This window comes from Acinetobacter sp. 2JN-4, assembly GCF_003687745.1.
Lineage (GTDB): Bacteria > Pseudomonadota > Gammaproteobacteria > Pseudomonadales > Moraxellaceae > Acinetobacter > Acinetobacter halotolerans.
Genome location: NZ_RDNY01000002.1, coordinates 419,640 through 433,933 on the forward strand (window position 1 = coordinate 419,640; position 14,294 = coordinate 433,933).

Sequence of the window (14,294 nt, forward strand, 5' to 3'; positions counted from 1 at the left end):
TTACAGTTTTGTGACAAATAAAACTGCTAAACTAGGATCATATTAACCAAATGAATTCATTTGTTTTATTGATAAATTACCTGTCATCATTTGGTCACTATGCTGCCTCACAATTGTCACAATTTATTGCTAAATTCGACTTTATTAACTCTTTTGCAATGATATTGTCATAATTAATCTTTGTAATAAGCCTGTCATAACAACAAAACGGTTCACCATTACCGTTATAAATTTTGAGGGTATTGCGCTGTGAAAGATGACTATATTTTAATTGTCGACGATGAGCTACCGATTCGTGAAATGATCCATACCTCTTTGGATATGGCGGGTTTCCAATGTTTACAAGCTGAGGATGCCAAACAAGCACATCAAATTATCGTTGATCAGCGTCCTGCTCTCATCTTGCTTGATTGGATGCTACCAGGCGGTGTCAGTGGTGTAGATTTGTGCCGTCGCCTTAAACGCGATGAAAACTTGGCGGAAATCCCTGTGATTATGCTGACGGCTCGTGGCGAAGAAGATCATAAGGTACAAGGTCTAGATGCGGGTGCAGATGACTACATGACCAAACCTTTTTCTACCCGTGAACTGGTTTCTCGAATTAAAGCAGTCTTACGTCGTGCCAATGCACTCAGTGGCGAAAAAGTCATTGATGCCAATGGTTTGATGCTTGATCCTGTCAGCCAACGTGTCAGCTTCGGTGACAGCATTTTAGAGATGGGACCAACCGAATATCGTTTACTCGCCTTCTTTATGACTCATCCTGAACGCGCTTATACGCGCGCACAATTGCTTGACCAAGTCTGGGGTGGTAATGTCTATATCGAAGACCGTACCATTGATGTGCATATTCGTCGTTTACGCAAAGTGTTAGAACCTTATGGTGTCGATCGTTTTGTACAAACGGTACGTGGCACAGGTTATCGTTTTTCTACACGAGCTGATTTGGCAGCAGGTTAAAGCCCTTTATGTACGAACCCTATCCCGTCCCTGAACTGGCACGTGAACACCAGCGTTTTCGCTATAGCAGTTTATGGGCTTTTGCAAAGCAAGATTTAAGACTGTTACTTTTTTTCTTATTGATTGCAAGCTTAATCGGATTTGGAGTGGGCTATTTTTGGAGCTGTATTTTCATCGCATTTGTGGTGTTTTTCACTTTACAGCTCCGCTCGCTTTACTTGGTCAATGAATGGATTTCAAATCGTCCTTATGATGTTCCACCGAACTTAAATGGGATTTGGGGCGCATTACTGTTCAATGTCTATCGTGCTCAACGCCAAGAACGTATCGTTCAAGCAGAAATGGTGGGCTTGATTGACCGTGCACAATCTTCGTTGTTCGCCTTAGCCGAAGCAGTGGTATTGATTGATGATCAGCATCAAATCGAATGGTGGAACCCAGCAGCCGAGAAGCTATTGGGTATTGAGCCTTTAGATCGTGGACGCAACTTATTGACGATTTTACGTCAGCCGAGTTTCATTGAATATTTTAAACATAGCGATCAATCACCCGATGGGATTCGTCTACAAGTACAGATGGATGAAGAACGATATGTGCAGGTCAAACTGACACGTTTTGGCGGAGAAAGCCGACTGTTAGTGGCTTATGACACCACACGCGTACATAACCTAGAACAAATGCGTAAAGATTTTGTCGATAATATCTCGCACGAACTACGTACACCACTCACCGTGCTGAGCGGTTATATCGAAACCTTTACCGATCAGGATGATATTACCCCGCGTTGGAAACGTGCCTTCACGCAAATGCAATCGCAAACCAAGCGCATGAATGCATTGGTCAATGATTTATTATTGCTGTCCAATTTAGAAAATAATAAAAAAGTCGCCAAAAAACAGATCATTGATATGGCAAATTTAATGAATCAAATCTTTGATGATGCTCGTGCTTATAATTTAGATTATGGTCATACGCTCAATTTAGATATTGATAGTCATTGTGATCTGATTGGTTCAGATATGGAAATTGCCAGTGCTTTCAGCAACTTGATCACAAATGCAATTAAATACACCCCCAAAGGCGGCATTATTACCATTGGTTGGCATGAAGAGAACGATCAAGCCTTTTTTAGCGTACAAGATAATGGGATCGGTATTGACCCGAAACATTTGCCGCGTTTAACTGAACGTTTCTATCGGGTTGATAGCGCGCGAAGCCGTCAAACAGGTGGCACAGGTTTGGGGCTTGCGATTGTCAAACATGTCTTGATGCAACACGGCGCACATTTAGAAATCACCTCTAAAGAGAATGAAGGTTCGACCTTTACTGCTGTTTTCCCAAAAGAACGTTTATATCGAATGATCTAGGTATTCTACGCAACAGTCATAGTGCATTTTAAATTTAAAAAAGCCGATCCCAACAGATCGGCTTGTTTAGTTTTAGCTATTTGAAAATTAGCCAGCTACTTTCGAACCCAGTTCATTTTCTTCAAGCAAATGGCTGGGCAGACCAAAGATATGATCAAAAAGATAATTATAAACAAAGGTATAACATGGAATGATCACCATCAAACTAAAATCTAGTAAGAAGGCTTTGAGCAAACTAATCTGCATCCACCACGCAATCAGCGGAATCAAGATCATCACCAATATGATTTGGAAGCCAATCGCATGTGCAATTCGTCTCCACACCGTTCGTGTTTTGGAAATTTGGGTTTTTTCCCACATCTCAAAAACATAGTTATAAAAGAAATTGACCGTGACAGCGATCACCGCAATCAGAATCGATAAAGGCCCTGTATGGCTAATCGTGGTGCCAGAAAGTGCAGCCAAAATCAGCGCACAGATAAAAAAGCTAAAAACTTCATAGAAAAATACATAAGTTACTCTTCTTTTGGTTCCTTGCATCACGACACCTTAAAATCAATAATGATTGGATTTTACGCCTTAATTCTGATAAAAAAAGTTAATCGTGATCAGATTTACTGACAAGGGAACAGACATGAAACTTAATAGTGAACAGCTGGAATTAATCCTTGAAATTATGGATCGCGGTAATTTTTCAGCTGCCGCACGTGCATTAAATCGAGTTCCTTCCGCGGTCAGTATGGCGATCGCCAATTTAGAAGCTGAACTGAATTTAAAATTATTTGAACGCAGTAAGAATCATCTTGCACCCACGGAAGTCACACGCTCGATCGAACCCCATACACGATTGATCGTAACCAAAATGCGCCAATTAGAATTGCATCTAACCGAGCTTTCAACGGGTCTGGAAACCAGTCTCTCGATTGGTGTCGCGGCGGATATCAATCAGAAGTTTTTATTGGCAGGTATTGAGCATCTGATTCAACACTTTCCTCTCTTAAATATTGAAATGGTCAGTGCACCTCAACAAGAGTTAAGAGCTCGCCTACAACGTAATGAAATCGATCTCTATGTGGCATATAGCTCATCAACGATCGACGTCAATGAGCGGTTCCGATTACTCGGTGTTGAAAAATTTGTGGCTGCCGTTTCACCCAAAAAAGCACAACAGCTGAAAGATCATAATAAGAATGAACTGACGATGCTTTCAGAACTGAGACAAATCGTGATTGCCAGTAAAAATTATCCGCTGCCTGATCCACGGGTGTTGGTTTCAGATGCATGTTGGCATACCGATAATTTATCGATGGCAATCAATATGGTGGAACATGGCATGGGTTGGGGTAATTTTCCCCTATCCGTTATAAGTGAGCATTTTTCTAAACAAAGTTTGGTTCGATTAGAGTTTAGCGATACCATCAATGGCCTAGATATGCCGATTCATGCGATTTGGCAGAGTTACAAACCTTTGAGTAAGACCTTACAGATGCTTATTGAACTTTGGGTCAAACAAATTGAAATTGAATAAAAAAAGCCCGACATCCTGTCGAGCTTTTTCCATATTCCTTTCACTAGATATGATTCCTGTCATACCTCACATCCCGATGCGAAAACTTATTGTTATTGTTTTATGTTTTGGAACTTCCTGTTCCTGATGAGTTCATATTAGGTGATTCGATTGGGTCTGAATATGGGACATTGCCCCTAATCGTTGTAAGAAAAAGCGTACAGGGTTTTGGATTTGAAAAACTGCTGATCAACAGTCAAAGAATCTCAAATTCGTTTTTAATATAGCTTTTACCACTAAAGAAAATATTCTGACTTTTTCCGTATAGCGTCCATTGTTCTTTGTAGAAAACCAACTCACAATCAAAGACGGTTTAAGAGATCGGTTAGCATTAATATTTGATCTTCTCCTAGACTATCCTCGATTTCTTGTTGAACCTTCTGCCAATGAGGAAGAGCTACTTTTAAAAGCTGAAGTCCTTCTTGTGTTAGCTTTAAAGTCACTTCTCTTTGATCTTTATCACCTTGTGTCAGTTCCACAAGCGCCATTTTCGCTAGGACTTTCACATTCCGCCCCACTGTCGAACGCTCCAACTCCATGTTTTTAGCTAAAGATGTGAGGCTAATCGGTTCAGCTCTCTTAATCATTGATAAAAGAGAGAATTGAGTAATGTTGATGCCAAACTCAGCCAATGCAGCATTATAACGATGCCCTAAACGTCGGGAAGCACTGCGTAACTTTGCACTGTAACAAGGTAAAATCATAAGTCCAATTAATCCCTTCAGGTTAAGCTTAGTTTGACACAAATGATAAATCTTGTAGAACGGATATCTTTCCACTAACATGAGGGTATATACCCGTATTTTTCACTACTGTGGTTGATCTATGAAAATTGTTGAATATAACGATAAGTTTAAAAATGACGTTATTGATTTAATTTTAAGTATTCAAAATATTGAATTTGATGTCGGTATCCCATTAGCTGAGCAACCAGATATTCAAGATATACCTAAATACTTTATTACATCAGGTGGAAATTTTTGGTTAGCATTAGATCAAAACAATAAACTGATCGGAACAATTGGGCTTCAAGCACTTACGCCACAAACAGCTATTTTAAAAAAGTTTTTTGTTATTTCTGAATATCGAGGTCATCAAGTTGGAATGGCTTTATATAGTGAGCTTTTAAAATTTGCTGAAATAAATCAATTTTTAGAAATCTTTTTAGATACGCCAGCTAAAGCAACTCAATCACATAAATTCTATCGTAAAGCTGGATTTAAGGAGATTGCTAAGCAACTATTGCCTGTTGTATACCAATACCCAGACAGAGATTCACTCATTTTCCGTTTAAAACTTTAAGCTAGGGAAATAGGGATTTAGTCGAGTCATCAGGCATGCCCCCACTCAACGACATCAGAGATTAGGTAAAAATTTGAAAGAAAAAAGCTCGACATCCTGTCGAGCTTTTTTCCGTATTCCTTTCACTAGATACCATTCCTGTTGTATCTCACATCCCGATGCGAAAACTTATGATTCTTGTTTTATTTTTTGGAACTTCCTGTTCCTGATGAGTTGATATTAGGCCATTCGATTTGAGTTGAATATGGGATATTGTCCCTAATCGTTGTAGGAAAAAACGTACGGGGTTGTATTTAAAAATCTGGCTATAAGTACCTAAGCTGCTAATAAAAAATCTGTTTTTTTCAAATCTATCGATTTTATGGTTATCGATGTGAATAAAAATTTAATTTTGATTATGGAGTCAACTTTCTTTCATATAGTAACCATTATATTAAAGGCGTATTGCAAAAACTAAATTTATCTATAGTTTAAGAATGAACCTAAATTTTTGGAACAGAATATGAATATTTTCCCTTTTCCATTTCAAGTTACTGATTGGGAAAAAATAGAGACCACAGAATACAGTGGAGAAACAGGAAAAGCGTATTGGAAGACCCAGTATTTTGGTGAAGAAACCAATAAAATTCGAGTAAGAATTGTAGAGTATTCAGCCAATTACTTAGCCGATCATTGGTGTGAAAAAGGTCATATTTTATTTTGTTTAGAAGGTGAACTTGAAAGTAGATTAAAAGATGGCCGCACCTTTATTTTAACCCAAGGAATGAGCTATCAAGTTGGTGATCATGCCGAGCCGCACCAATCCTTCAGTTTGAATGGTGCTAAATTATTAATCATTGATTGAATTAATGTAATACAGTTGATGCAAACTTAAATTAATGACATTCAATGCATCCACTCAGTCATAGATCAGACTTTAAGTAAAAATTTGAAAGAAAAAAGCCCGACATCCTGTCGAGCTTTTTTCCGTATTCCTTTCACTAGATACCATTCCTGTTGTATCTCACATCCCGATGCGAAAACTTATAATTCTTGTTTTATGTTTTGGAACTTCCTGTTCCTGATGAGTTCATATTAGGTGATTCGACTGGGTCTGAATATGGGACATTGCCCCTAATCGTTGTAAGAAAAAGCGTACAGGGTTTTCTAAAACTGGATTGGGAATATCAAAGTCGATTATGTAACAACTCTTTTACTAAACGACATTCAAGTACGACACAATATGACGCTTAATGTCTATTATACATTCAAATTTACATTGGTATTCTATATATTGAAAATAAGAAGGGGAGTCCTGTTATGAGAAACAAATTAAATATCATTAAAGCTTCAGACCCGAGATTTAATGAATTGTTAGAGAATAATCAAGTAATTCTTGGAAATAATCCTATAGAAACAATATTGCGTACTAGACAACCAACGCCAAATATTAAATTAGTTCGTGAGAAAACAGGGGTAACTCAAGCCGAATTTGCGGCGCGATTATTTATCAGCCTTAAAACTCTTGAGAAATGGGAAAAAGGGAAATGTCAACTTAATGGTCCAACTACAATGCTATTACATATTCTAAATGCAAAACCAGAACTAATTTTTATTAATTGAATAAAAGAGGAAAGACGATGTTAAGCAATCAAAGTTCATTAACTTTTAAAAAATTAATGTCTTTAATAAATGATAACCCCCTCAATGGAACTACTAAAATTAAGTATGTTCGTCATAAAGATAATAGAGAATTTTGTGATCTGTTTGAAGATGCATTATCAAATATCAATAACTTAGAAGAATATCAACGAATACAAAGTAGAAATGTATTTAAGGGACTCGATTACATTATCTCTTTTTTAGGTACAGAAAAGAAGAAAGCCTTATTCTGGGGAGTCTTCAAAGTCAAGAATGAAACCTATAATTCAGATAACCTATATGAATATGATCTTGAAGAAATGCCTCAATTTAACGAGTTTAAGTTTCGTCTAGTCGTTGATTGGGGAGATGCAACTTTAGCATGGCATCAACATTACACCTCGGACAAGAATATTCTTGAAATATATCCAGTGGGAGGGTTAGACAAATTTCCTGGATATGAATATGTTAATTTATCTTGGAAACAGTTAACACAAGTTTTAGAAAAGGAAGTTTGGCGAACTGCTCTACAAAATCAAAAAGCCGTTTATTTAATTACAGATACATCTAATGGCAAAAAGTATGTAGGCTCAGCATATGCGAAAACCATGTTATTAAATAGATGGGGAAACTATGCCAAAAATAGGCACGGCGGAAATATTCAATTAGAACAAATTCCTAAAGAACATATTGAAAAAAATTTTAGATATTCTATCTTGGATATTTTCAAGTCAACAACTGATGATAACATTATATTACACCGAGAAAGTTGGTGGAAAAATATTCTACTCTCTCGGCATGCTGAATTTGGTTATAATTCTAATTAAAGTTACCTCTAGCCTCAACTCTATGCAAAATAAATAAAAGCCCCTTAAACTCATTAAGGGGCTTTTATTTATTTTAATTTTAAAACTTAAACCGAATGACCCAACCGCTCACCCATCACAACAGCCGAATTGGCTTTAAACTGTTCTTCCCACACCATCTTGTCTTTTTCAAACAATACCACTGCGGTTGAACCGAGATAGAAACGGCCAAGTTCTGCGCCTTTCTCAAGTTTCATCTGATGATGCTGTAACTCAACACGGCCTGTTGGTTTTACTTTACCTGTTGCAACCGTTTCAATGCCTGCCACAATCATTGCACCCACTAAAACCACAGCCATACGGCCAAGCTCAGTATCAAACAAACACACCATGCGTTCATTACGCGCAAATAAACCAGGAATGTTTTCCGCAGTCACTTGGTTCACTGAAAATAATTCACCCGGAATATATAACGTTTCCGTCAATGTGCCTGCCAATGGCATATGCACACGGTGATAATCTTTAGGTGACAAGTAAACAGTCGCAAATTGACCTTCATGGAATGGCTTCGCCAATTGCGGATCACCAATCAATTTCTCAACAGAAAAACTCTGACCTTTGGCTTGGAAAATATCACCTGCTTCAATTTTACCAAGCTGTGAAATCGCACCATCTGCAGGGCAAACAACACTATCTGCTCGCTCGTCTACACCACGTACCCCATTTTTTAAGGCCCGGGTAAAAAACTCATTGAAAGACTTGTATTGCAAAGCATTGCTTTGCTCAGCAATACTCATATCAATACCATATTTTGCTTTGAATGCTTGAATAACAGCAGTTTTCACCAAAACATTTTCACTTGCGGCAACCTTGCCAATAACACGACTGAGCTGATGTTGCGGTACTAAATTTTGTGCTTTGATAAAGAATTGTTTTTTTAAATCTGCTGCAAAACTCAAGACGGTGACTCCCCTGAAATAATAGGACTATCGAGGCGATTGCCCCATTCACTCCACGCACCATCGTAGGCTCTGACTTGCCAATTGAGCAATCTCGCCAAAATATACGCCAAGCCTGAACGGTGATGCGACTGACAATACACCACGACAGGTTGTTGTAAATCAAAGCCTAATTGCTCTAAACGTTGTTGAGTGCGTTCAAGCGAGTGTAATTTTAGATGATTTTCACGATTAAGGGCAGTACTCCACTCAAAATGCATTGCATTTGGGATGTGACCGCCGCGTCGCGCAGCTAAACGCAGACCTGTATATTCTTCATGACTACGACAATCCCACAACTGGATATTGTGTTCTTGAACCTGCTCTAATAATTCATTGTATTCAATACGGTGTTGTTGTACCGCATTCAAATCCACCTGTACAAGTTCGCGAACTGGAATAACGGTTTCAACGTCAGTGGTCGTTGGCAAACTTGCACCCAACCAAGCGTGAATGCCGCCATTGATTAGACTGGTACGAGTAAACCCAAGGCAATGTAAATTCCAGATCAAGCGTCCTGCCCAAGCCCCACCTTCATCGTCATAGACCACCACATGATGCTGAGGTGAAATATTTAATTTTTCAATTAAGGCTTTTAAACCCTCTACATCGGGCAATACACCATTGGCTTGTTCATTTTGCGCAACTAAATATTTAGGCTGTAAATGAATCGCATGGGGAATATGCAACTGTTCATAAACCGATGCCCGACTTAAATCAATCACACGAATCAATTCATGCCCTAAATGCGGAACAAGTTGTTCAGGTTCAATCAGTAAACCGAGTTTAAAATCAATGTCAGTCATTGTTATGGAATCTTGTGATCACAGCATTGTGATTGATTTTAGCATAGCTCACTTTTTATCTTCGTCTGATTTTTCATATTCATTTAGCAGAAAAATGGATATGGATAATCTAAATCATCACATCCAACACATATTTCGCCTTTATAAAAATAAAGGCTAACGCACCTGACAGCAGCTATCGTGGAGGCGGCAGGGATGCCGCCCGTTTGGCTGCCTTGCGCTGCTTTCAAAGCGTTGCTTTGAAATTGCTCAGGATGTGCCGTCAGCCAAACAAAGGGGTTTTGTTACTTTTGCCCAGTCAAAAGTAAGGTAATGCCCACACGAAGAACTTATACCTTGTAAATATTCAGAGGCTGTGCTGGCTTTCGATGAGTCAATGTCATAACTAAATAATTTCCTCAATCTCAAATACCTGTCGTAAATAAGCAAGGAAGGTCTCATTATCACTCATGGTTTTTCCTGAACTATCCGAGATTTTGGCTACAGATTGTCGATTACACTCCACCAATTTCAACACAATATTCAACGGTGTCTGCCCCATATCATTGGTCAGATTGGTTCCTATTCCAAAACTAACTTGGAAACGATCTTTAAAATACTGATGTAATAACCATGCCTTTTCTAAATCAAGACCATCACTAAAGGTCAGCATCTTGGTTTTGGTATCAATTTTTAATTTACGGTAGTGAGCATAAGCTTTGTCGCCCCACTCATACGGATCACCACTGTCATGCCGCAAGCCATCAAATAACTTGGCAAAATACAAATCAAAATCACGCAAGAAGGCATCCATACCGACCACATCGGTCAAAGCAATACCAAGATCTCCCCGATACTCTTGTACCCACGCTTCTAGTGCCGCTTTCTGGAAGTTGCGTAATCGCACATCCAATGCTTGAAAGGCTTGTAAAAACTCATGCGCCATCGTTCCGATGGGGCTAATGCCAAGTTCTTTAGCTAATAGCACATTGCTGGTTCCACGAAATACGGTTGGTGCAGCAGTATGAAACGCTTGTACCACATGCTTCTGCCATTCAAAACTATAACGGCGACGTGTCCCAAAATCTGAAACCAAAAAGGGTGGATCATTTTCTTGTTGTAATTCAGCATACTGTTGCAACTGAATCAACTTCTGCTGTAACCGACGCTCACCTTCAACCCAAACATCATCATGACGAATACGGCGGAAATACAATTCATTAACGATGGCCAAGACAAAAATCTCAAACATCATCGCTTGAACCATGGGTCCTTCGATTCGAATATCCAAACGCCCAGCTTCATCAACACTGGCCTGAATAAAACGACGTTTCAGTTGGAATAATTCTAGATAATCAACGAAATCACTTTTGATAAAGCGCAATGAACGTAAATATTGCAGCTCATCTTCTGCAAATTTTAAATCGCAGAGCAAATCCAGTTGATGATTTAAATCAGCTAAAATTTCTGCCAAAGGATAAGCCGTATCTTTTAAATTCCGACAACGAAATAAATAAACACTATGGGTTTGCGGAAACTGATGTAACACCACTTGCAACATGGTGAATTTATATAAGTCGGTGTCGAGTAAAGATCGAATAATGGCAGACATAGGTGCTGGTTTTAACCCATTCTTTTGCAAATATATCTCGTTATACAACCAAAGCGCTGCTGTTGGATAGTAGACTTTTGCTGCAAAGTCACTTTTTAATCAAGCTTCTCTGCTAAAATCGCCTGTCTTTTTTCAATTCTCTTTCAATGTTATGCGCGCAGTTATTCAACGAGTCCTCGAAGCCAAGGTTGTGGTTGACGGTCAAACGACTGGTGAGATTCAACACGGTTTATTGGTGTTTTTAGGCCTCGGCAAAGAAGATACCTTAGAGAAAGGGCAAAAGTTGATTGATAAGATTCTAAAATATCGAATCTTTGATGATGAACAAGGCAAAATGGGCTGGAATGTCAGCCAAGCCAAGGGTGGGATTTTATTAGTCTCTCAGTTCACCCTTATGGCGCAAACCCAAAAAGGGTTACGACCTGACTTTGGACCTGCTATGCCACCGACTGAAGCCAAAGCGCTGTATGAACAATTGGTTGAGTATAGCCGTCAACAATTTGAACAGGTTGAAACAGGGGTTTTTGCGGCGGATATGAAAGTGTACTTAATCAATGATGGTCCAGTGACTTTTAACTTAGAAATCGAATAATTCCAAACAATAAAAAAGCTGCCAATTTGAAAACATCAAATTGGCAGCTTTTCTTATGGCTTTTTATCTGCCCGTTTTTTCTTTAATAAATGCACGAACTTGACGAAGCTTCTGTTTTACAGGTTTTGGCACTTTAGGTGGAATTAATTTCGCAGCTTGGTTGAACCACACCAACAAACTAAAGTCGCCTTCCATTTTAATACTGCCATCTTGCATCCCAGTCATGAACGCAGTTGGATCACCTTTTACTAACGTTTTTACACCTTGCTCACTATCGGCAAACTGTAAAATAAAGTCAGCTTTTTCTGGGCTACCTGCAACTGTCTCAATCTTGCCATGGTTCACAAGGATTTGACGCGCCAATCCTAGATCAGTTCCGATTTGTATACGGAATTCGCGATCATGTACCAACTCAATAAACTTCGGGCTAGTACGTGCTAATTGCTTCATACGTAACGCCAAACCTGCCACTAACAAATCAAGTGGATCAGTACTTACATCAACAATAGGTAGCTTAACCACAGGTAAAGAAGAAAGCTTCATGACATTTATGCCTACAGTATATGGTGGAAATTAAGACAATCCGTATCCTAGCACAATTGTAGAAAGGTCGGTAAAAGCTTTGTCACAGAATACAACAAAGGCATGCTGAGCATGCCTTTGTTGTTGTTCAAATTATTATAAATTATCGGCTAGAACATTGTTGCTGATCGTCCTTATATACTGGTGTATGTTCAATATACTGACGATTTGCTAACTGTTTTTGTGCTTGTTTGTCTTCACGTAAAAGGATAAATGTAACCGTCACCATCGCGAGGCTCAGGGCCGTCAGATAACTATAAGCGACTGATATTTCGAAGATGGTTTGCACACCAAAGCGTACCACTTCTAACAGTCCCCAACAGAGCATACCTGCCAACATAAAACCTAACCAACGACGATAAGGAGAAAAGAAAACAGCAATAACTGCGACAGCGATTAAGCCAAATCCAACCCACATGGTGAAATTCGCTGCTTCCATAGGAACCTCCGTCTTAAAAAAGATGGTCTGTATTCTTGTTCAGACCTCATCATAATTGTTCTGTATCTCTAACAGTACTTCGTATTGCATTTGCGTCTTTAAGCATTATGGAGTGTTTTTTTTAGAAAAAAAGAGCCTGAAATTAACCACACGACACAAGCTGTCGCAATATGCTTTTGTCATTACATTTTTTTAAATTACAAAAGTCCTGAATTTCCATATAGCATCAATTGCAGCGTGTCATTACAAAAAAATAGACATCAATTCGGATGTATAAAAACTTTTTTCTGAATTTTTTTATCGTTGTTTTTCTATACATTTAGACATAAATATGAAGAAAAAAAGACAGGATAAAATGCACAGTGCCGCTCAAAAAGCGGCACCATTTTAATGCAATTATCGCTGTGTTTAAGCACGATTCAGATCTTTATCGTGCATTCCTAATAGATACAGCACCCCATCCAAACCCACGCTAGAAATAGCTTGATTGGCATTTTGACGCACCAATGGTTTAGCACGGAATGCAACACCTAAACCTGCTATAGACAGCATCGGTAAATCATTGGCACCATCCCCCACCGCCATGGCTTGTTCAAGTGAGATTCCCATCCGTTCAGCCAATTGGCGTAACAATTCAGCTTTACGTGCACCATCAACAATTGCGCCTTGGACTTCACCAGTAACAACGCCATCTTGTACATCTAAAATATTGGCGTGAACTTCATCAATCCCAAGTTTTTCTTGTAAGTATTCAGCGAAATACTGAAAGCCACCAGATAAGATCGCAGTCTTATAACCCAATGATTTTAATGTCGTAATCAGACGCTCAGCACCTTCAGTAATAGTCAAACGTTCTGCAATCTTAGGTAGAACCGAAGCATCTAAACCTTTCAATAAAGCAACGCGAGCACGAAAGCTTTGTTGAAAATCTAATTCACCTTGCATAGCACGCTCTGTAATTTCAGCAACTTGCGCACCAACACCCGCTTCTAAGGCGATTTCATCAATCACCTCTTGTTCAATTAAAGTCGAATCCATATCAAAGCATACTAAACGACGATTACGGCGATAAGCATTGTCTTCTTGCACTGCGACATCAATATTCAATTCGCCAGATAAACTTAAACAGGCAGCACGCATGGCTTGTGCATCTAGCATTTGACCACTTAAACCAAACTGCACACAGGCACGACGAGGAAAATGACTTTCTTCTTCTAAAGCCAAACGACCTGACAGTCGGGTAACTGTTTCGATATTAAAGCCCTGACCTGACACAATATTTGTGACAGCTTGCAAGTGTTCTGCGGTTAATTCTGGCGCAAGCGCTGTGACAATATAACGTGTTCTGCCACCTTCACTGACCCATTGCTCATATTCTGCGTTGGAGATTGGTTTAAATCGAACAGTTAAGCCAATATCATGTGCTAAAATCAGGATCTCTTTCATTGCTAATGCAGTTGCAGTTTCATTATCCGAAGCAACAACAATCCCTAAAGTGAGTTGATTGTGGATAACGGCCTGTCCAACATCGAGTATTTGCAAAGAATGTACGGATAGTACTTGCATTAATCGAGTAAACTGATTCGGTTGATCTGGTCCTAAAAAGGATATAAGAATGATTTCTCGCATGAATTGACTCGTGTTTGAGCGACAACTATTGTGTA

The 14,294-nt window shown here is 39.0% G+C and carries 16 protein-coding genes; 8 read left to right on the forward strand and 8 right to left on the reverse strand.

Annotation, left to right across the window (positions count from 1 at the left end):
* The first annotated feature begins 249 nt into the window (after positions 1 to 249).
* Together phoB and phoR are read left to right on the forward strand one after the other, a co-directional pair.
* Entirely contained in the window at positions 250 to 960 is a 711-nt protein-coding gene (phoB, locus tag EAH57_RS04880) for a phosphate regulon transcriptional regulator PhoB (RefSeq protein WP_004673541.1), read from the forward strand.
* 8 nt (positions 961 to 968) lie between these two features.
* Positions 969 to 2,327, forward strand: coding sequence for a phosphate regulon sensor histidine kinase PhoR (phoR, locus tag EAH57_RS04885; protein ID WP_121929073.1), 1,359 nt, complete (start codon positions 969 to 971; stop codon positions 2,325 to 2,327).
* 87 nt (positions 2,328 to 2,414) lie between these two features.
* Here phoR and EAH57_RS04890 read toward each other — a convergent pair whose 3' ends face one another.
* On the reverse strand, positions 2,415 to 2,867 hold the full coding sequence (locus EAH57_RS04890) for a PACE efflux transporter (RefSeq protein ID WP_121929074.1): 453 nt from the start codon (positions 2,865 to 2,867) through the stop codon (positions 2,415 to 2,417).
* A gap of 94 nt (positions 2,868 to 2,961) precedes the next feature.
* Between EAH57_RS04890 and EAH57_RS04895 the strand changes: the two genes are divergently transcribed.
* On the forward strand, positions 2,962 to 3,855 hold the full coding sequence (locus tag EAH57_RS04895) for a LysR family transcriptional regulator (RefSeq protein ID WP_121929075.1): 894 nt from the start codon (positions 2,962 to 2,964) through the stop codon (positions 3,853 to 3,855).
* A 341-nt stretch (positions 3,856 to 4,196) separates the two neighbouring features.
* On the opposite strand, the gene EAH57_RS04900 is transcribed toward EAH57_RS04895, so the two are convergent.
* Positions 4,197 to 4,679: a MarR family winged helix-turn-helix transcriptional regulator gene (locus EAH57_RS04900; RefSeq protein ID WP_213071139.1), complete on the reverse strand. Its 483-nt coding sequence runs from the start codon at positions 4,677 to 4,679 to the stop codon at positions 4,197 to 4,199.
* Positions 4,680 to 4,719: 40 nt separating this feature from the next.
* Here EAH57_RS04900 and EAH57_RS04905 point away from each other — a divergent pair, with 40 nt between their 5' ends.
* The 4 genes from EAH57_RS04905 (at position 4,720) to EAH57_RS04920 (ending at position 7,643) form a co-directional block, all read left to right on the forward strand.
* Complete coding sequence (locus EAH57_RS04905) at positions 4,720 to 5,196, forward strand: GNAT family N-acetyltransferase (protein ID WP_121929076.1); 477 nt, start codon at positions 4,720 to 4,722, stop codon at positions 5,194 to 5,196.
* 502 nt (positions 5,197 to 5,698) lie between these two features.
* Positions 5,699 to 6,040: a DHCW motif cupin fold protein gene (locus tag EAH57_RS04910; protein ID WP_004673553.1), complete on the forward strand. Its 342-nt coding sequence runs from the start codon at positions 5,699 to 5,701 to the stop codon at positions 6,038 to 6,040.
* A 455-nt stretch (positions 6,041 to 6,495) separates the two neighbouring features.
* A complete protein-coding gene (locus EAH57_RS16220; RefSeq protein WP_322899083.1) occupies positions 6,496 to 6,798 on the forward strand; it encodes a transcriptional regulator in 303 nt (100 codons plus the stop codon).
* Positions 6,799 to 6,815: 17 nt separating this feature from the next.
* Positions 6,816 to 7,643 (forward strand): GIY-YIG nuclease family protein, encoded by an 828-nt coding sequence (locus EAH57_RS04920; RefSeq protein ID WP_121929077.1) that lies wholly within the window; start codon positions 6,816 to 6,818, stop codon positions 7,641 to 7,643.
* An 86-nt stretch (positions 7,644 to 7,729) separates the two neighbouring features.
* On the opposite strand, the gene asd is transcribed toward EAH57_RS04920, so the two are convergent.
* From asd to pncB, 3 genes are all read right to left on the reverse strand, one after another.
* Positions 7,730 to 8,581 (reverse strand): archaetidylserine decarboxylase, encoded by an 852-nt coding sequence (gene asd, locus EAH57_RS04925; RefSeq protein ID WP_121929078.1) that lies wholly within the window; start codon positions 8,579 to 8,581, stop codon positions 7,730 to 7,732.
* On the reverse strand, positions 8,578 to 9,426 hold the full coding sequence (locus EAH57_RS04930) for a sulfurtransferase (RefSeq protein WP_121929079.1): 849 nt from the start codon (positions 9,424 to 9,426) through the stop codon (positions 8,578 to 8,580). The genes asd and EAH57_RS04930 overlap by 4 nt, the downstream gene beginning before the upstream one ends.
* Positions 9,427 to 9,811: 385 nt before the next feature.
* Positions 9,812 to 11,017, reverse strand: coding sequence for a nicotinate phosphoribosyltransferase (gene pncB / locus EAH57_RS04935; protein ID WP_121929080.1), 1,206 nt, complete (start codon positions 11,015 to 11,017; stop codon positions 9,812 to 9,814).
* A gap of 151 nt (positions 11,018 to 11,168) precedes the next feature.
* Between pncB and dtd the strand changes: the two genes are divergently transcribed.
* The gene (gene dtd, locus EAH57_RS04940) at positions 11,169 to 11,609 is read left to right on the forward strand and encodes a D-aminoacyl-tRNA deacylase (protein ID WP_121929081.1); all 441 of its coding nucleotides are present in this window, start codon (positions 11,169 to 11,171) and stop codon (positions 11,607 to 11,609) included.
* A gap of 63 nt (positions 11,610 to 11,672) precedes the next feature.
* Here the strand turns inward: dtd and EAH57_RS04945 are convergent, their stop codons facing one another.
* The 3 genes from EAH57_RS04945 to serB form a co-directional block, all read right to left on the reverse strand.
* The gene (locus EAH57_RS04945; protein WP_004673563.1) at positions 11,673 to 12,152 is read right to left on the reverse strand and encodes a hypothetical protein; all 480 of its coding nucleotides are present in this window, start codon (positions 12,150 to 12,152) and stop codon (positions 11,673 to 11,675) included.
* A gap of 142 nt (positions 12,153 to 12,294) precedes the next feature.
* On the reverse strand, positions 12,295 to 12,630 hold the full coding sequence (aciT, locus tag EAH57_RS04950) for a ciprofloxacin tolerance protein AciT (RefSeq protein ID WP_004673565.1): 336 nt from the start codon (positions 12,628 to 12,630) through the stop codon (positions 12,295 to 12,297).
* Between the two features lie 408 nt (positions 12,631 to 13,038).
* The gene (serB, locus tag EAH57_RS04955) at positions 13,039 to 14,259 is read right to left on the reverse strand and encodes a phosphoserine phosphatase SerB (protein WP_121929082.1); all 1,221 of its coding nucleotides are present in this window, start codon (positions 14,257 to 14,259) and stop codon (positions 13,039 to 13,041) included.
* Positions 14,260 to 14,294: the final 35 nt, after the last annotated feature.